Source organism: Bacillus cereus group sp. N8 (assembly GCF_016483685.1).
GTDB lineage: Bacteria > Bacillota > Bacilli > Bacillales > Bacillaceae_G > Bacillus_A > Bacillus_A proteolyticus.
Genome location: NZ_JAEHBK010000004.1, coordinates 118,929 through 138,483 on the forward strand (window position 1 = coordinate 118,929; position 19,555 = coordinate 138,483).

A 19,555-nucleotide genomic window follows, 5' to 3' on the forward strand; every position below is an offset into this window, starting at 1 on the left:
CTCATTCAATTTCTTTTTTTTCTCTTTTGAAGAGCATTTCAAACCCTATTAAATTTTTATTTACTTGAAAAAATTCTTCTTTCCCAATATTCATATAAAGAATATCATTCGTTCTAGTTTCCTCTTTAAAACCAATCTGATTATATATTTGAATCGCTTTTTGATTATGAGCCAATACACTTAAATGTAAAGAGTTTAGTTTTAATACCTCAAAACCATACATACATGTCAAAATCGTGGCCTGTTTTCCAAATCCTCTACCCTTCATATTTTTTTGTGGAATCATTAACCGACCAAATTCCGCCATCTTTTTATCTAAATCAATATGGTATAGAGCTGTTGTACCAATGGATTCCTTATGTTGCGTTTTCAGTACTATAATAAACATAATATCATCGCTTTTCTTTTGGTAACGTTTATACCACTCTTCTTGTTCTTGAGGGTCAATAGTACTATTTTGGTGGAAATATTTTCTCGTATCCTCTTGATTTCTCCATATTCTAATTTGTTCTATATCATTTTTTTGAATCTCTCTTAAGCATAAAACATTATTTTCTATTAAACTAACAGACATTCACTAATTTCCTCCCTTCATGTAATTAATAACTTGCTCACAAATATAACCAATGTCTATTTTGGTTAAATGTAAATGAAGAGGAAGAGAAATGATTTCTCCTGCCATTTTATGGGCTACTGGACAAGAATTTTCACCATAAGAATACAAAGAATATTCAGTATTATCCCGATAATGAACCCCTGGATATATATTTACCTGATTTAATGCCAGTAATAATTCATTACGATTTTTCACACGTATTATATATAAATGTCGAGAGCTTTCACATCCTCTTGGAAGAGGAATTCTATTAATATAGGCACTGTGTTTAGCAAATTCTTCATCATACCACTCAGCTAATTGCCTACGATACGCATTATCTCGATCTAAATATCTCAATTGCACTAACCCTATAGCTGCCATAATAGAGTTCCCATGATATTTATAACCTAAATGGTCTACTTCATATAACCACTTGTAAGCTCCAGTGTCTCCCATACGTTCATAGGTTGTTTTATCAATCCCTAGCCATGTAAGTTTTCTAACTAAATTATCACATTCATTCTCTCGAAAACATATCATTCCTGAATCAGCTGTGGGTAAATTTTTTACCGCTTGAAATGAATAAACAACCGCGTCCGCATCCGCACCTGGAATTTTACCGTGCAGCCTTGTACCTGCCATATGTGCTGCATCAAGAATTAAACGTAAATTATATTTTTTACATAATTGGACAATCTCTTCATATTGTCCTGTACTTCCCCCAATACCTACAAACATAATCGCTCTTGTTTTATCTGTAATTTTTTTTTCTACGCTTTTAGGATCCAGGCAAAGATGATTATCCACATCTGCAAATACAATCTTCATTTTCTCATAGGCAATTGCATGATTTGTAGAAACAAAAGTTAACGGTGTAGAGATGATTTCATCATCATCTTGCCAATTATTTAATAGTTTTAATACTTTAACAGCCAAATGAAGACCCGCAGTTGCCGAATTTACAAAATGTGCATGCGAAAAACCAGTGTACTTTTTCCACGCACTTTCTAATTCTATTGTTTTATATCCAAATCCCGTCCATCCTTTTTCTAAACATTCTCGAATCTCTTCCAAACATTCTGCGACTTCAAACCGTGGCACAAATAATTGTATAGACATTTCTTCCTCCTTGTTAAATATTTTCCATCTCCCTCCTAATTGTATTTAAGGGAGAAATATTTTATGCTCCATATTATTTATTATCACTACTTTTTCATGTGTTTTAATCTAAGTTCTACAGGATTCGCCCAAAAGGAAAATAACGAAAAATTATCTACAAAACTAAATTTAATATGTAATGTTGTAAATCAAAAAACAACTGTACCTATAATAAATAGTGATTTTTCCTAAACTAACGTGGATGTTCGAGGCTACTAAATCGCTCTTCAATTTTACTACGCTCTTTTAGCAGTTATTGTCCCAAGCATGCGCGTACATAAATTTCCTTTTTCTGTTACAGATGAAGAAACTCACCAAAATTAAATCACCCCCTTTTATTTTGTATATTTTTCCCGTAATCAAACCGTTTAACAATACGTGCTATTCGAATCCCCTCTTTATCACACAGCTTTACTCAAATATTTTTCATACTAACAATTTGTGTATACTAGGTATTCACCGTCCCTCATACCTCTAATTGGTGCATATAATATTAGTATTAAATTTATATACGGGGGGTTGACTTTTGACTTCAAATAACGAATTAATTATTTTTATTCATATTGCTAAAACTGGTGGTACAACATTAAGAGACATTTTAGACACACAGTATGGTGCTCATTCATTATTTATGTATGCACATAAAACCATTGGGCCTCTTAATAATAAGGAGCAAATAATAAACATGCTTAAAGATCATATATATAGCGCTAAAGCTATTAGTGGTCATTATAGTTTCGGTATGAAATATGATGAAATAGAGGGCCAACTATTATCTCAAATAAATCATTCAAGAAATATCACTTATATTTCTATGTTAAGAAAACCTGTGGATAGAATATTTTCTCAATACCATCATTACAAACGAAATAATTGGATAAATTCTGAATTAACGTTTGAACAATTTATTAAACATAAACTTTATGTTTGTAATCATCAAACTCTATGTTTATCTGGAACAGATATCCCGGATTTAAATATTGCGAAAAAAAACATAATAGATCATTTTGTTTTAGTCGGGATTACAGATATGTATAAAGAATCTTTGTTTTTACTGAAAAACCATTTTAATTGGAAAGATTTAAAATACAATAAATTAAATAGTTTTATAGCCCCCTCCATAATAAAATTAATACCTAATGAATTAATAATACAGATAAATAATGATAATAATTTAGATTTAGAATTATACGAATTCGCAAAGGATTTATTAAATGAAAAGATTAAATCATTAAGTGAATCCCAAAGAAACGAATTACATCATTTTTCACCCTTTATATAAAATGTAGAATATAACAAACTCATCGACACTCCAAAAAGAATGTCTAAGATAATTAACCTTTTTAGGAAAATACGAGTACAGTAAACTATCTCTAGAAAAATTTAATACACTTGTATAATTAGTCCATTTTAGAAACAATTAATTTCTTTTACACATTTGATTTACTTATGTAAACAGCTTAATTGGTACGCTTTTCAAATCGTATTTCCCATAACACAAACCCTTAGTTATTAGTGAGCAAAACCCATTCAATCCCCTTTATATTATATATCCGGATATTAATTCCCTAGAGCTATTCTTAAACGCGATTTGTTTTTCCATACCTCCTTGACTGCTCACTATTACTTATAGAAACTAGTGATTTGAGCGAAACACTATGTACTTACTAATTACAAAAAAACGAAAAGACACTCTCTAAAGTGTCTTTTCGTTTCGATTCACTTCCTACCAAACATCTTATCCAAAAATTTCACATTCGCAAACAATAATTCTTTTAAGTTATCGTCAGCATACAATAGTATAAAACTTACATTATAAATGTTTTTTAGTATAACATTTATACGATCCGCTTTCCATTCCTCCCCAAAAGATAAAGAGCCTTGTAGTATTCCTACCAGGCTCTTTATCTTTCAATCCGAATCCGTAGCACAGATTAACCACATTTTATGCTCCTTACTATCTAATACCATCCAAGTTGTATCCCACGCAATACCGTAAAACCAATCTGTCCAAGGACGGTAGCTTTCGAATGCTTTAATATCCTCATATCGATCTTGGAACATGTATTGACATAAATTAACCGCTAATTGCTTGGCGACAACTGGTCGTTCTTGAAATTCTACATATGCTCCGCCGCACAAAATTTAAGTGGCAATACTACCACCAAGCATGACTGCCTGACGCTCTTTAAAACGACACTTATATTTTTCTGATGTATGTATTTTTAACGCTTCTAAGTTATTGATTATATCTAAAGAGTTAAAGATTCTTCTGAAAAAACGCTTGTGTCCATCTTCTCCACGCGGTATTTCTTTGAAAAAATTTTCGTTATTTACTTTAAAACAGCTTATAATCGCACCGCCATTTAGGTTTTTTCTTTGAATGTATGTATTAATTGCTCAATAGATGGGTCATTCGTTTCTATTTTTTCAAACGTTCCTACTTTCCATCTCATAACGCCACTACTCTCTATTATAAATTTGTTTCTTCATTTTATAGTACTTGTTTTAACATCGGCCTTGCTACTCTATACTCTTCACTATTAGGTTCTTTTACGAGTATCGGCCGCCTTTCATCCTCTTCTTCTAAAATCATTTCAAATACTTCTGTTTTTTCTTGTAATATGTTGGATTCCCTATTTTTAGTAGGTTGTTTGCTTGTTTCAATTTTCTTTGTCACTTCGCCAAGCTTTTGCCCGACTGCTTCTGCTTTGACAGGTTCATCCGTAATGTAGTATTCCTGGCCCTCCCATACTAACATAGGTGGCACTTGTTCTCGTTTGTTACATATTATGTAAGTAATACTAGCTATAAGTAGTAGACATACCGCTATAAAGAAGATAGTTTTTTTATTCATATACTATTCTCCTTACCTATCATTTTATTGGATTATATAATATAAAGAATAGATGGTAAATGGGTTTTATGGTAATTTTTGTTTTATTTTTCAAAAAGAAAAACCTTACAAAAGTAAGGTTCCATTTTTAAATTCTATAGTGACTGATTTATTAAAACGATCATTACGATAATCGCTATAAACATAACAACTAAACAGCCGATCATTTTATAAAAGCCTCTTTTCGTTAACGTCCCACCTTGAACGTCTTTACGAATAAATAAGAATACGGCTAAAAATAATACAAGCCCAATGCCAAAAGCATACATCATTTGCATATGTTAATCTTCCTTTCTCTCTTCCATCTTAATATCTTTTTGATAAAACAACAAATGAGATAAAAACTGTACTCATCGTAAGTGCCATAAGTATGTTCAATAGTTCAACCGCAGATAGTGTAATTACTTTTAAGTTTAAGCCAATCGAGAAAAGAAGATAGTATGCTGTTAGCGCAAAAAAGCTGAAGAACATTCCCTTGTAACGAATGAGTTTCATTCGCTCTTCTTTTTCTTTAAATTGCGGGTGCAAGTAGCTTAGGCAGAAACACATAATCATCATTGCAAGCATGGTATAAGTTGGAATTGGCGGTGCAGAATGCGTCATTATACCTGCTAATATCATAAATCCACTCATAAATAGAAAAATAATTCCCATAATAACAAAGTACTTTTGTGAATAGTTTATCTTTACTCCTCCCCTTCTTTTCCCTCATAAATAAATACATGTTCTATCGTTGTTTGAAATGTTTTCGCTATTTCAAATGCTAACGGAAGTGATGGATCATATTTCCCTTTTTCAATTGAAATGATGGTTTGCCTGGAAACTCCAAGTTTCTCAGCCAATTTTTCTTGAGATAGTCCGAATTTTTTTCGGTATTCGACCATTTTATTTTCCAAGGAAATTTCTCCCTCCTTCCTTATACCGAGTATATATGTAAAGGAAACTTTACGTCAAGTTTCCTTTACATATATTTAGATTGTTTTTCATTCTATTTATATAGAAGAAACTTTTTCAACTTAATCATGTCTATTTTGAAATGAAACATGGAACAATGTATATATATCCGTTACTATATCTCCTCCCCACTTTTGTGAAAATTTAATATCTCCATATTTGTTTTATCCTTTTAAACTATTTCATTCTTCTCCTTATTAGATGAAATGTACTATTGTTTTTACGTTGTTTTTCGCCATATTTATAGAAACTAACGGTTTATGAAGCATTTTTTATGTTTAGCCACTTTTTTTGTAGAAATCCTTCATTTTCCTTTCGATATTTAACACTATCGAAATAAAGTTTACGCTAAATTCATAATTTTTTATTTTTTATACTATATTCCGTTATATTGTTGTATAATATCAATGAAAGCGCTTATTATTTCAATATACATAATTCAAACTAATACTTATCGAAACATTCTAACAATTTAACTTATATTTAAATGCAACAATTATAGGTATTAATGTAGGTATACCAAATATATCCACCCCATTTTTCTGTAAAATTACTTTATAACATGAAAGATTAACTTGGGTGATAAGTTATTGTGAATGTTTTTTTACAAAACAGATAAGTAATAGTGTTTGGTATTATGTAAATTATTGTAATAACATAAGAGTAAAGAAAACAATTACATTAATTTTTAGTTCATCAATTATTGAAAAAGAGCAAAATGCACCTTTTGTATAGGAAAAGGATTATATGCATTGGGAGGTTTAAACAAATGACGAGGAAGAATACAACGACAAACCCTTGGGCCAAGTTCCATGGTCCGAACCTTGGTTATGTTATTGAACAGTATGATCTTTACGTAACTGGAGCAGGTTCTGTTGATCCGGAATTACAAGAGCTTTTTGAAATTTTTGGAGCTCCTTCGTTTCAAGATGATGTCGTAACAGGGGACAACACAGCAACACATTTTTCTCCTCAAAACACAGGGAACATTGAAAAAATTCTTAAAGTCGTTCAACTTGTTGAGCAGATTCGTTCTTTCGGGCATACGTTGGCTCACATCAACCCGATGGAAGATGCTGCAAATGGACAATCTCTTCTTGAGAAAGCAATGAACGAACTGAGCGATGCTGATTTGAAAGCGATTCCAGCGAAAACAGTATGGCAAGATGCACCAGAAGGTATTCACACTGCACTTGATGTAATTCATAGATTAAAAGACGTTTATACAAAATCTTTAGCTTATGAATTTTCTCATATACAAGATAGTGAAGAACGCGCGTGGTTGCATCAAATGGTGGAATCAAATTCATTGCGTCAACCACTATCAAATAAAAAACGAACTGCTCTTTTAAAACGTTTAACAGCTGTTGAAGGTTTCGAGCAATTCTTGCATAAAACATTCGTTGGGCAAAAGCGTTTCTCTATCGAGGGCGTTGATATGCTTGTACCTGTTCTAGATGAAATTGTTCTAGAAGGTGCCAAGGGCGGCGTAGAAAATGTCATGATTGGTATGGCTCACCGCGGTCGTCTAAGCGTACTTGCACACGTATTAGAAAAACCATATAGTCACATGTTTGCTGAGTTCAAACATGCAAAAATAGAAGGCGCAGTGGCAAATACTGGATGTACTGGCGACGTAAAATACCACTTAGGTAGAGAACAAGTCGTTAGTAATGAAGAAGTTAGCACTCGCGTTACATTAGCAAATAACCCAAGTCATCTTGAGTTCGTTAATCCTGTAGTAGAAGGTTTCGCACGTGCGGCTCAAGAAAACCGTAAAAAATCTGGTCTTCCAGAACAAGATACGTCAAAGTCATTCGTAATTTTAGTTCATGGTGATGCTGCATTCCCTGGTCAAGGTATTGTGTCTGAGACACTCAACTTAAGCAGATTGAACGCGTACCAAACGGGCGGAACAATTCATGTTATCGCAAACAATGCAGTTGGTTTTACAACTGATAGCTATGATTCTCGTTCTACGAAATATTCAAGTGACCTTGCAAAAGGTTTTGATATTCCGATTGTTCACGTGAACGCTGATGATCCGGAAGCTTGTCTTGCTGCTGCTAACCTTGCGATTCAATATCGCATGTTGTTCAAAAAAGACTTCTTGATCGATTTAATTGGGTACCGACGCTATGGTCATAACGAAATGGATGACCCAGCGGTTACGCAACCACAAGTGTACAAAAAAATTAAAAACCACCCTACTGTAAGAGCAATTTATGCAGATCAATTACAAGCTGATGGTGTTCTAAATGCAGATGAGGTTGAAACAGTTACACAGTTTATACAAGAGCAATTAAAATCTGACTATGCACAAGTACCACCAGCTGATACGAGCGATGCAACAATTCACGTTAAAGTGCCAGATGTTGTTGCACAGGGCATTCAGCCAATCGATACTGGTGTTGAGATTGACTCACTTCGTGCAATTAATGCAGGCTTATTATCTTGGCCGGAAGGATTTAACGTATATCCGAAAGTGAAGAAAATTCTTGAGCGCCGTAAAGATGCTCTTGAAGAGAACGGTAAAATTGAATGGGCACTTGCTGAGTCATTAGCATTCGCTTCTATTTTACAAGAAGGTACGCCAATTCGTTTAACTGGTCAAGATTCACAGCGTGGTACATTTGCGCATCGTCATATCGTATTACACGATACTGATACAAATGAAACATATTCACCATTACATCGCTTACCAAACATTAATGCTTCATTCTCTGTTCATAACAGTCCGTTATCTGAAGCTGCAGTTGTTGGTTATGAATATGGTTATAACGTATTCGCTCCAGAAACTCTTGTTATGTGGGAAGCGCAATATGGTGACTTCTCAAATACTGCGCAAGCATTATTTGATCAATATGTTTCAGCAGGAAGAGCAAAATGGGGTCAAAAATCAGGTTTAGTCCTTCTATTACCACACGGTTATGAAGGTCAAGGGCCAGAGCACTCTAGTGCACGTCCAGAGCGTTTCTTACAGTTAGCTGCTGAAAACAACTGGACAGTTGCAAACTTAACGAGTGCGGCTCAATACTTCCATATCTTACGTCGTCAAGCATCTATCTTAGGAACAGAAGCCGTTCGACCATTAGTACTTATGACGCCGAAGAGCTTATTACGTCACCCACTTACGCTTTCAACTGCTAGTCAGTTAAGCGAAGGACGTTTCCAACCTGCTTTAGAGCAAGAAAACCTTGGCATGAAACCAAACAAAGTAAAACGCCTTGTTTTAAGCACAGGTAAAATGGCGATTGACTTAGCAGCAGAAATCGAGTCTGGTAAACATGAATACAACTTAGATGAAGTTCATGTCGTTCGTATTGAACAGTTGTATCCATTCCCTGCTGAGAAAGTTCAATCTATTATTAAACGCTTTAAAAACTTAGAAGAAATCATTTGGGTTCAAGAAGAACCTCGTAATATGGGTGCATGGCATTACATGGCTCCAATTCTGTTCGAACTAGCTGGAGATAAAGTGAAAACAGGTTACATTGGACGTCCGGATCGTTCTAGCCCATCTGGTGGCGATCCATTCGCTCACAAAGCTGAGCAAGAACTAATTGTTGCACACGCTTTAGATGTGAAGTACAACTTCCGTCAAGATAAACAAGAAATTGAAGTTTTCAGCAACTGAAAGTAACAACGAATTTCATTAGCTCAACTTGGGCAGAATATCTGCCCAAGTCGAGCTAATACATGGAGATTACCGAAGATTAAAGAAGAAAAACACACCGTTAGGCAAATAAGGGGAGGACATTTAAAATGATCGAAATTAAAGTACCTGAGCTTGCAGAATCTATTACAGAAGGAACTATTTCACAATGGCTTATCAACGTAGGCGACAAAGTTGAGAAAGGTGGCAGCGTTGTTGAGCTTGAAACTGATAAAGTCAATGTAGAAATCATTGCAGAAGATTCAGGTATTGTATCGAAGTTACTAGGCGAACCTGGGGATACAGTTGAAGTTGGCGCAACTATCGCAATTTTAGATGCAAACGGAGCACCAGTTGCAGTAAGTACACCTGCACCACCTGCTGAGCAACCAAAACAAGAAACTACTGAAGCACCGAAAGCAGAAGCTCCAAGTGCTGAACAAAATAAAGCGTTGCAAGGTTTACCAAATACAAATCGTCCTATCGCATCACCAGCTGCTCGCAAAATGGCTCGTGAATTAGGAATTGACTTAAACGACGTACGCAGCACAGATCCACTTGGACGTGTGAGACCACATGATGTACAAGCTCACGCTGCAGCGCCAAAAGAAGCACCAGCTGCTCCAAAACAAAGTCCGGCTCCAGTTGCAAAAACTGAATTCGAAAAACCAGTTGAGCGTGTGAAAATGTCCCGCCGCCGTCAAACAATTGCAAAACGTCTTGTAGAAGTTCAACAAACATCTGCAATGTTAACAACATTTAACGAAGTTGATATGAGTGCGATCATGGAATTACGTAAAGAACGCAAAGATGCTTTCGAGAAAAAACATGATGTGCGTCTTGGTTTTATGTCATTCTTCACAAAAGCAGTTGTTGCAGCATTAAAACAATTCCCATTATTAAATGCTGAAATTCAAGGCGATGAGCTTATCATTAAAAAATTCTATGATATCGGTATTGCAGTAGCAGCTCCAGATGGATTAGTTGTTCCAGTTGTACGTGATGCTAACCAATTGAACTTCGCTGAAATTGAAAGCGAGATTCGTAATTTAGGTCTAAAAGCACGTGATAACAAACTTTCATTAAAAGAGCTACAAGGTGGTACATTTACAATTACAAACGGGGGTGTATTCGGTTCTCTAATGTCTACGCCAATCCTAAATAGCCCACAAGTAGGTATTCTAGGAATGCATAAAATCCAAGTACGTCCAGTTGCGATTGATAACGAGCGTATGGAAAACCGTCCGATGATGTACCTTGCACTATCTTACGATCACCGTATTGTTGATGGTAAAGAAGCAGTTAGCTTCCTTGTTGCTGTTAAAGATATGCTTGAAGATCCAAAATCATTATTATTAGAAGGTTGATAGATTATTAATCTATTAAAGGCTGTAGAATGAATCATTCTACAGCCTTTTTTTATTGTGTTCATACGTTCATACGGGACAAATCACATGACATAAGCTAATAATGTATGCTTAAAACGTAAGGAGGATTAAAATGCGTAACCTTCCAGCTCATGCAAAACTTAAAGCAAATAAGGATACTTTCTTCCTCCCCGACTCAAACGGGGGTGTCTATTTTCGAAATAACGCCAGTTCATTCCGCATGGACGGTGATGGGATTTATAACTGGATTGAAAAATTAATGCCTATGTTTAACGGTAATTATTCTTTAGCAGAAATAACCGATGGTCTCCCTCTCCCCTATCAAAATCGTGTATTTGAAATTGGAGAGATTTTATATGAAAATGGTTTCGCCCGTGATGTAAGTCAAGATGCTCCTCATGAATTAAACAGTGCGTTACTCGACAGGTACGCTTCTCAAATTGAATTTTTAGAAGCCGATTCTCATTCAGGTGCTTTAAAATTCGAGACGTACCGTGCGGCAAATGTCCTTATAATTGGTTCTGGGGATATGCTTACTTCCTTAGTTTCTTCTTTACTAGAATCCGGATTACCTAAATTTCATTATCTTGTCACAGATTATGCGGAAACAAATTACGATCGAATTCATGAGCTAGTAGAACGTGCATATGAACTTGATGACAATGTATTTATTCAAGAAATAGATACTACAACGGATCGTCCCCTGCATGAAGTATTCGAGCCTTTCGACTGGATTTTATACGTTTCTCAAAATGGAGATATTGAAAGTTTAAGAGCAATACATGCTATTTGTAGAGATGAGGGGAAAAATTTCATACCAGCCATTTGCTTATCAAGAATCGGTTTAGCTGGCCCCGTCGTAATAGCAGATCGTGAAGAATGCTGGGAATCCGCATGGCATCGTCTACACGAAACTACTTTGCAAAATGAAAATCCGCCCGAGCCTTTCTCACCAATCACATCTGCAATATTAGCAAATGTTATCGTTTTTGAATTATTTAAACATGTCGCTGACGATTTAAACCGGCAGCATAATCCTCAATTCTTTTTATTAAACTTTGAAACACTTGAAGGAAAGTGGCACCCTTTTATAAAGCATCTTCTCGCAACCGATGAAATCTTTACAATTGATACGGTGCAAAATCTTCAAGAAAACCTTGCCCATCGTTCTGGACAATATACTTCAACTGAACTTTTTCGTTTTTTTGATACATTAACTTCTAAAGAAGCTGGTATATTCCACATGTGGGATGAACAAGATTTGCACCAATTACCTTTATCACAATGCTATATTCAAGTTGCAAATCCATTATCAGACGGACCTACCTCTCCCCTTCCTACTATAACTTGTGGTGGTTTAACTCATAATGAAGCACGCCGCGAAGCTGGTTTAACAGGAGTTGAAACGTATGTAGCTGAAATGATTCATCGTCTTATCCCTGAACATACTGATATCGGTATTGGTGCTGGGGAAACGATGACAGAAGGTGTATACCGTGCACTGCAAAAACATTTAAATAATAAGTTGTGGGAACGCCAATCACATATGCTAGAAGAGGTTACAGAGCTTGATTTAACCGAAATTCATGATAAACATTGTAGGTTTTACTATGATGCTCTCTCTACAATTCATGAGATACCTAAAGTGGGAATGAGTGAGGAGTTACTTGGTTTTCCTGTCATTTGGATCGGTATAAATGATAGATGGTACGGTTCGGCAAATATTAATATAACATTGGCGTTAAGAAACGCGCTGCAACAAGCACTCCTTCATATTCAAAATGAAGAGCTTCCTTATAAAGCTAACGTTTTGCCAGAATCATCCATTGTTTTATATAGTACGGATTCTGTTAGAGTAGCAATACAAGAAGAGGAAGAAATTCCAGGCGTACAGTCTTTACAAGTTGCCTTACAAAATTTAGCGGAAAATAATTTTTATCCATTCGTTTTTGATTTAGCTATTGAATCATTTTTAAGAGACAACTTAGACGGTGTATACGGAGTATTAATTGCAAAGGAGGACGGTCTATGATTCAAAATATATTACTTACAGGAGATGGCCTACTTGCAGACTATGTACACGATCAATTATGCAAACAGTATTCCATCATTCGCCAACATACAATTACAGAAGAAATCCCTGAAAATATTCACCTCGCTCTCGTATTACATGACGGCTCTCCTTCTACTATTCATCATAATGCTGAGCTGACATTTCGTTCGAACCATATTCCATGGCTTCGTGCATTTACTTCTTTTGGTGAAGGTGTTATTGGTCCTTTCATTCCTCCTCTTGCAACGGGATGTACCCATTGTGCCGATGGACGACGCTTTATCGCTGGATTTGATCAAAAAGAAATGTGGGAACTACAGCGGAAATATGCGTTAAAAGCGGATACCGAGACGAGGCGTGATGTACGTGCGACTCAAAATGGGATGTTACAAATGTGCCAGCTCATTCATGCTGAAACGGAAAAAATATTAGCTCACGGACATTCTTCTTTAGAAAATGAACTCATTTTACTAAACTTACAAACCCTGCAATGTACGCGGCATTCTTTCCTTCCAGACCCTCTCTGTTCTGTATGTAGTAATTTACCTGATGATACTGCGGATGCGGCAGAAATTTCTTTACAACCGAGCTTAAAAACAAGTACTGAAACGTATCGCTGTCGTTCTATTCATGAGCTAAACACATTTTTAACGAGAGACTATTTAGATTACCGGACTGGTATTTTGAATGGAAAAATGCAGCATTCTTTATTGCCATTTGCTGACGTCATTATAAACATGCCGTTAATATTCGGAAATGAAGGTGTTGCAGGCCGAACTCATTCATTTGTACTAAGTGAGGCAACTGCTATTTTAGAAGGTTTAGAACGATATTGCGGTATGTCACCTCGCGGGAAAAAGACAAATGTGCATGGTAGTTTTCATGATTTTGAGGATCATGCACTAAATCCCCGCACACTCGGTGTGCATACAAATGAACATTATAATCGTGATAGTTTTCCGTTTAAACCATTTGATCCTGATTATGAACAAAACTGGGTATGGGGATATTCTTTATCACAAAAACGGCCACTTTTAGTTCCAGAATCAATCGCCTATTATAGCCTTGGTCATAGAGATGCTTTTGTGTATGAAACATCAAATGGATGTGCGATTGGTGGTAGTTTAGAAGAGGCCATTTTTCATGGCATATTAGAAATCGTAGAGCGCGATGCTTTTTTACTCACATGGTATGCAGAATTACCTCTTCCTCGTCTTGATCTTAGTTCAGCAAATGATACAGAATTACAATTAATGATCCAGCGGTTACACACGATTACGGGGTATGAATTATACGCTTTTAACGCGACGATGGAACATGGCATCCCGAGCTTATGGGTCATTGCAAAAAATACGCGTGAAAATGGAATGAACGTTGTTTGTGCGGGAGGCGCTCATTTAGACCCAATCCGAGCTCTAAAGAGTGCAATTCATGAAATAGCTGGCATGTTACTAATAACAGACGATGAGCTCCAGCAAAAAAGAGAGTATTACGAAAACTGCTTACAAGATTCTTATCTCGTTAATAAAATGGAAGACCATAGTATGCTGTACGGATTGAAAGAAGCGGAAGAACGTCTTCACTTCCTTTTACGTGAAGATGCTCCGGTGCAAACGTTTCAAGAAATGAGGGCATTACAATCATTTGATATGGATTTAACATCTGATCTTCATCAACTTTTAAACAGGTTACATCAATCTGGACTTGAAGTAATCGTTGTAGATCAAACCGTTCCTCTCATAGAAAAGAACGGATTACATTGTGTAAAAGTATTAATTCCAGGCATGCTTCCAATGACATTCGGACATCATCTCACTCGGGTTACAGGACTGGATAGAGTGTATACCGTACCGATGACACTTGGATATATGGCTGAGCCTTTAACGAATGAACAATTAAATCCACATCCACACCCGTTTCCATAGTAAAGGAGGGGATTTCATGCAGCTGGATGCTTTTTTACATCATCTCCATTTCTCTATTGATGAAATTATGCCGAATCATGAGGTAGACTGGGACGACGCACCACTTCCTTATAAATTATATCGAAATTTACCAGCCATCCCTCTCTCTTTAGAAATCCCATTAACTTTGCGGAACTCTTCTACTAAACCTAACTTAGAGGAAATCGGGCATTATCTTTGGTACTCATTTGGTTTAACACAATTATGTCAACCTACTACTAGCCTAGAAAATAATAAAACAACGACTCTATTTCGAAGATTCATCCCTTCTGGGGGTGCTTTATATCCAAATGAATTATATATGTATTTAAAAATTGATCATTATCCAGACGGCATTTACCATTATGACGCCGCGCATCACCGTCTTATCTTACTTCGCGAGGGAAATTTCGATTCTTATCTTACAGAAGCACTCGGCAATCGTTGTAACATACATTCTTGTTTTGGCACAGTATTCGTATCCACTATGTTTTGGAAAAATTTCTTTAAATACAATAATTTTTCATACCGGCTTCAAGGGTTAGATAGTGGTGTTCTAATCGGGCATCTACTTGAATGCGCAAAACAATTCGGTTACACAAATGGAGTATATTTTCAGTTTCTAGACCGAGCAATGAATCATTTACTTGGACTGTCTGAAGGCGAGGAAAATGTGTATGGTGTTATTCCTCTAAGTATAGAACCGCATAAAGATTGGTTTCATAATGATTACCGTGAAAATACAACTGTTACTTCTCATGACTTGTTGCAGCAAATCCCGCCGTTAACACATGAGCATTTCGTTCGCTCAAAGCATGTAGATGAATATCCGATGATAACAAAAGTTAACGCAGCTTCTATGATTGAATCGACAAAACACTTCCAAACATTAACTCAAAAAAATCGACAGCAATACAGTGCACATGCTGTACAGCTACCTAAAGTGGAACGTTTATCCTATGATTTCTTACATCTTTGTAAAAAGCGATATTCACCTGATGCTGACTTTACTTTAACGAAATGGGACGCAGCCGAGCTCGCTACTTTACTACAAGAAGCGAGCCTCTCCTTCCCTTATTACAACGACCTTGACGGTCAGTATGTAAATAAAAATGCGCGCGTTTCCTTATATGGATGTTTTTATAACGTAAAAGATATAGAAAACGGCGCTTATTCTTATAACAGTAAAACGCATTCCATACAACCACTTCGATATGGAGACCTTCGTTATCCCCTTCAATCCAGTATGACGATGGATAACGTGAATCTTTTTCAAGTACCGCTTTGCCTGCATGTAGTCGGAAAGAAAGATTACTATACAAATGCATTAGGCTATAGAGGATATCGTATTCACCAAATGGAAGCTGGTATACTCGTTCATAGACTTGTTTTAGCTGCGACCGCTATGGGAATGGGTGGTCATCCTTTACTTAGTTTTGATACAAATTCATGCGATCAATTGTACGGGATTGATACTGGAAATGAAACGTCTCTCATTCAAATTCCAGTTGGGGCGTATCGGGCGCGTAATTGGTTAAAAGGGTATTTGTATAATTAGAAGCACGCCGGTTGATGGCGTGCTTTTTTTAGAGGAGTTAAATTATTAAAAGCGAAATGAGTATATATCCTTACATAAAAGGAGCGTTTAAATTGGGCATTTTACAACGTTTAATCAAACAAGTGAAAAATCCTCGTGGGACAATCGGTTCCTCAATGCTTTGTATTATGAATTCTGCACATACGAGACTAACAAATTGGGCTTTACAAAAAATACATATACGTGAAGATGCAGTTATTTTAGATATTGGTTGTGGGGGTGGTAAAACAATACATACGCTTTCTAGACTAACTCCGTTCGGGAAAATATATGGAATTGATTACTCCGATCAAGCTGTGAAAGATTCTATACATACGAATTGCTTCGATCTCATTACCGCCTTTCAAACCCACTACTTCTGGCCTGACGTTAAACACGATATAAAAGAAGTATTTCGCATATTAAAACCGAATGGATCCTTTTTATTAGTGGCCGAAACTTTCAAAGTTCAATATCATATGGATGAATTTAAAACGACAGAATCATTAGTAAATCTCTTTTATAAAACAGGGTTTACAAGTGTGAAATATTATGAAGAAAGAGGTTTCCTTTGTGTAATAGGAAATAAGTAAAAAGCAGACCCTTTTAGGTCTGCCCTTTTCACTAGATTAATTTAAAGATACTCTTAATTTGTCTTGCAAATAACCAGTTTTTCGTACCGTAGTTATCATTTAGACTGTCTAAATCGATAGATTGTCCGTTAGCAAACTTTAATTCTACAGTTGTATTTTTGTCATTTGTTTTTAGATTGCTATTTGTAATGTCATCATACTTTAGTTTCTCAATTTCAACATACTCTTCTTTTTCTTGTCCGATAACAACATGATCTTGGAAGAAGAACAATACTTCTACTTTCTTACCGAAACAAAATACATTTTTCGTATAAATTAATGTCGCGTTATCAAGTCCGACACATACTTCTTTCATTTCTTCCACAACGTGTCCAAAGTCTTCTTCATTTCTTGCGTTTGATTCAGCAATCCATTCTTCGATTGTTTTCATGTTAATTGCCATGTTGTACCCCCTGGTTCGTTCATTGCTTTGTTAAAAAACAAATACTATATGACAATATAAGCGATAAGTACTATGTTTTCAAGGGTGAACGGTATATTCGAAATAAAGTGAAACTTTAATCAGCCCTCACCAATCGGGCATTTACAGGCAGCCCGACTCCCACAAATAGCGGGATAAAGTTAAATTTCAGAGTAATATATCAGGGGCACCTATTTAATTATATTTTAAACGTCTGAACGAGGCATTCTTCATCATCAATTAGCTGTGTTCGCTCGTCAAATTCAATTTTCAGCTCTCTATATACTTTCTTCCAAAAAGAAACAGCTGGTATATTTTTTGTAAGTTCAATAACGAAATATTGTCCTCGTTTCTCTTCTAGTAAATTTTCAATAACCTTCTTTCCGATTCCTTTTCCCTTATATTGATTCAATATGAAAATATCATTAATACCAAAGTCGTTTTCTTTCTTCAAAAATGGACGTTCCAATAGTAATAAAAATCCTACAATACTATGATCAACTTTTATAAAATACGGAGTGATTCCATCATTTTCCCAAAACATATGCAAATCTTCGGATTCAAAAAACCATCCGCTCCAATCGTTATATTAGTAGTGAACTTAGAGAGGTCATGTAGATATAGTGAATATAAATTACGTAAAATCATTTTTCTGATTCTTGAACTTTTTGAAGTTCCACAACCATTTTTACAGATCCCCTTCCTTATATGTAACTATTCCCCAATCCTCTTTATTCGACAAAAACGATTACTCCCCTTTAACGAGAAAATAGCACTTAAAAAAGTGCTATTCCGCTCTCCTTGCCGCTTGTTGAATTGGATCCCAAACGCTGTTATATGGTGGTGCGTAACTTAAGTCGACATCTTCTAAATCGTGAATGCTCATTTTATTGAAAAGCGCCATCGCGATCACATCAATTCGCTTATCTACACCTTCTTCTCCAATTACTTGACCGCCTAACAATTGCTTCGTATCGGAGCGATATAGTAATTTCAAGTAAAGTGGTTTGGCACTTGGGTAATAACCTGCCATATTTGTCGAATCTACTTTGACCGTCTTATACGGGATGTTTAGCCCTTTCGCTTCTTTTTCATTTAAGCCTGTTCTCGCTAATGTAAGGTCCATAAATTTAATGATGCCTGTACCTAACGTACCTTTAAATGATCTTCGTTTATCGACCATATTGAGTCCAGCAAGTCGCCCTTGTTTATTTGCGGTCGTTCCGAGCGGGATATGATCATGAATTTCCTTTATAACATGATAATGCGTTGCACAATCACCAGCAGCATATACATCTTGCACATTCGTTTGCATATATGCATTTACTTCGATTGCACCTTTATGATTTTTACGTATATTTGTCCCATCAAGAAAATCAGTATTTGGCTTTACTCCGACAGATACTAAAACAAGATCTGCTTTATACGTCCCTTTATCCGTTTCAATCTCCTCTACTCGCTCTTTCCCTCTAAACGCTTTTACATTTTCATTCGTTAAAATTTCAATATGATGTTTATCCGCTTCTTTATGTATATATTCCGCCATATCTGCATCATAAATCGTACCGATATGATCATTTCGCTCAATCATCCTCACTTTTTTACCAAGTTCAACGAATGTCTCTGCCATCTCCAGCCCAATCGCACCGCCGCCAATAATCGTTACGTCTTCAACTTTGTTCGTTTCTAAAGTTTTTAATATACGCTCAGCATCTGGAATTGTTTTTAAAAGATGAACGCCTTGTAACTCTCGTCCTTCCCATTCTGGCATAACAGGACGCACTCCAGTCGCAATTAATAAACGGTCATACGGAAATTCAAAAACATCTTTCGTCTCCGTATGCTCTGCGTACACAATTTTCTTTTCCGTATCTACTTTCGTTACTTCATGACGTACTTTTGCATCAATTCCATATTTATCACGAAATGTCTTCACATTCCTCGCAATTAATTTTTCAGTTGAAGCAATCGCACCACTAATGACATAAGGCAAACCGCACTGAGCGTATGAATAGATTTCACCTTTTTCTAACGTCACAACATTCGCCGATTTATCGTTTCTAACAATTTGCATTGCTGCGCTCATACCAGCTGCATCTCCGCCAATAATGACATAGTTCACTTTACCACTCCTTCTTTTTTACATACTCTTTACGATTTCCATATTTTACAGAAATAACACCTACCTCCATTGTAAAGAAAGAGAATTTCATCCACAAATTTGATGCACAAACCTATACTTTACTAGGTAACCGTCGTGTCTTATAAACAACATGTTTAA

Annotated in this window: 15 protein-coding genes and 2 pseudogenes; 7 read left to right on the forward strand and 10 right to left on the reverse strand. The window is 35.9% G+C overall.

What is annotated here, in order from left to right:
• Position 1 precedes the first annotated feature (1 nt).
• Both JDS80_RS09025 and JDS80_RS09030 read right to left on the reverse strand, forming a co-directional pair.
• On the reverse strand, positions 2 to 574 hold the full coding sequence (locus tag JDS80_RS09025; protein WP_199638091.1) for a GNAT family N-acetyltransferase: 573 nt from the start codon (positions 572 to 574) through the stop codon (positions 2 to 4).
• A 3-nt stretch (positions 575 to 577) separates the two neighbouring features.
• A complete protein-coding gene (locus JDS80_RS09030; RefSeq protein ID WP_199638093.1) occupies positions 578 to 1,717 on the reverse strand; it encodes a DegT/DnrJ/EryC1/StrS family aminotransferase in 1,140 nt (379 codons plus the stop codon).
• Positions 1,718 to 2,282: 565 nt separating this feature from the next.
• Here JDS80_RS09030 and JDS80_RS09035 point away from each other — a divergent pair.
• Positions 2,283 to 3,038: a sulfotransferase family 2 domain-containing protein gene (locus JDS80_RS09035; protein ID WP_199638095.1), complete on the forward strand. Its 756-nt coding sequence runs from the start codon at positions 2,283 to 2,285 to the stop codon at positions 3,036 to 3,038.
• Positions 3,039 to 3,667: 629 nt separating this feature from the next.
• Here JDS80_RS09035 and JDS80_RS31390 read toward each other — a convergent pair.
• From JDS80_RS31390 to JDS80_RS09065, 5 genes and pseudogenes are all read right to left on the reverse strand, one after another.
• Positions 3,668 to 4,212: pseudogene (locus JDS80_RS31390) on the reverse strand (hypothetical protein).
• A 38-nt stretch (positions 4,213 to 4,250) separates the two neighbouring features.
• Complete coding sequence (locus tag JDS80_RS09050; protein ID WP_199638097.1) at positions 4,251 to 4,613, reverse strand: hypothetical protein; 363 nt, start codon at positions 4,611 to 4,613, stop codon at positions 4,251 to 4,253.
• A gap of 134 nt (positions 4,614 to 4,747) precedes the next feature.
• Positions 4,748 to 4,930 carry a DUF3976 domain-containing protein gene (locus JDS80_RS09055; RefSeq protein ID WP_001178300.1) on the reverse strand — a complete coding sequence of 61 codons (183 nt, stop codon included), beginning with the start codon at positions 4,928 to 4,930 and terminating at the stop codon, positions 4,748 to 4,750.
• Positions 4,931 to 4,958: 28 nt separating this feature from the next.
• Positions 4,959 to 5,336 (reverse strand): permease, encoded by a 378-nt coding sequence (locus JDS80_RS09060; RefSeq protein ID WP_199638287.1) that lies wholly within the window; start codon positions 5,334 to 5,336, stop codon positions 4,959 to 4,961.
• A 2-nt stretch (positions 5,337 to 5,338) separates the two neighbouring features.
• Positions 5,339 to 5,548 (reverse strand): helix-turn-helix transcriptional regulator, encoded by a 210-nt coding sequence (locus JDS80_RS09065; RefSeq protein WP_000428510.1) that lies wholly within the window; start codon positions 5,546 to 5,548, stop codon positions 5,339 to 5,341.
• Between the two features lie 827 nt (positions 5,549 to 6,375).
• Here JDS80_RS09065 and odhA point away from each other — a divergent pair.
• From odhA to JDS80_RS09095, 6 genes are all read left to right on the forward strand, one after another.
• Positions 6,376 to 9,243: a 2-oxoglutarate dehydrogenase E1 component gene (gene odhA / locus JDS80_RS09070; protein WP_199638099.1), complete on the forward strand. Its 2,868-nt coding sequence runs from the start codon at positions 6,376 to 6,378 to the stop codon at positions 9,241 to 9,243.
• 128 nt (positions 9,244 to 9,371) lie between these two features.
• Positions 9,372 to 10,628 carry a 2-oxoglutarate dehydrogenase complex dihydrolipoyllysine-residue succinyltransferase gene (gene odhB / locus JDS80_RS09075; protein ID WP_199638100.1) on the forward strand — a complete coding sequence of 419 codons (1,257 nt, stop codon included), beginning with the start codon at positions 9,372 to 9,374 and terminating at the stop codon, positions 10,626 to 10,628.
• A gap of 133 nt (positions 10,629 to 10,761) precedes the next feature.
• The gene (locus JDS80_RS09080) at positions 10,762 to 12,681 is read left to right on the forward strand and encodes a putative thiazole-containing bacteriocin maturation protein (protein ID WP_199638101.1); all 1,920 of its coding nucleotides are present in this window, start codon (positions 10,762 to 10,764) and stop codon (positions 12,679 to 12,681) included.
• Entirely contained in the window at positions 12,678 to 14,627 is a 1,950-nt protein-coding gene (locus JDS80_RS09085; protein WP_199638102.1) for a TOMM precursor leader peptide-binding protein, read from the forward strand. The genes JDS80_RS09080 and JDS80_RS09085 overlap by 4 nt, the downstream gene beginning before the upstream one ends.
• A gap of 16 nt (positions 14,628 to 14,643) precedes the next feature.
• Complete coding sequence (locus tag JDS80_RS09090; protein ID WP_199638103.1) at positions 14,644 to 16,203, forward strand: SagB family peptide dehydrogenase; 1,560 nt, start codon at positions 14,644 to 14,646, stop codon at positions 16,201 to 16,203.
• 92 nt (positions 16,204 to 16,295) lie between these two features.
• Positions 16,296 to 16,814 (forward strand): class I SAM-dependent methyltransferase, encoded by a 519-nt coding sequence (locus tag JDS80_RS09095; RefSeq protein ID WP_199638104.1) that lies wholly within the window; start codon positions 16,296 to 16,298, stop codon positions 16,812 to 16,814.
• 31 nt (positions 16,815 to 16,845) lie between these two features.
• Here the strand turns inward: JDS80_RS09095 and JDS80_RS09100 are convergent, their stop codons facing one another.
• From JDS80_RS09100 to JDS80_RS09110, 3 genes and pseudogenes are all read right to left on the reverse strand, one after another.
• Positions 16,846 to 17,256, reverse strand: a complete 411-nt coding sequence (locus JDS80_RS09100; RefSeq protein WP_199638106.1) for a DUF3908 family protein — start codon at positions 17,254 to 17,256, stop codon at positions 16,846 to 16,848.
• Between the two features lie 217 nt (positions 17,257 to 17,473).
• Positions 17,474 to 17,960: pseudogene (locus JDS80_RS09105) on the reverse strand (GNAT family N-acetyltransferase).
• A gap of 101 nt (positions 17,961 to 18,061) precedes the next feature.
• Positions 18,062 to 19,396: a CoA-disulfide reductase gene (locus tag JDS80_RS09110; RefSeq protein WP_199638107.1), complete on the reverse strand. Its 1,335-nt coding sequence runs from the start codon at positions 19,394 to 19,396 to the stop codon at positions 18,062 to 18,064.
• Positions 19,397 to 19,555: the final 159 nt, after the last annotated feature.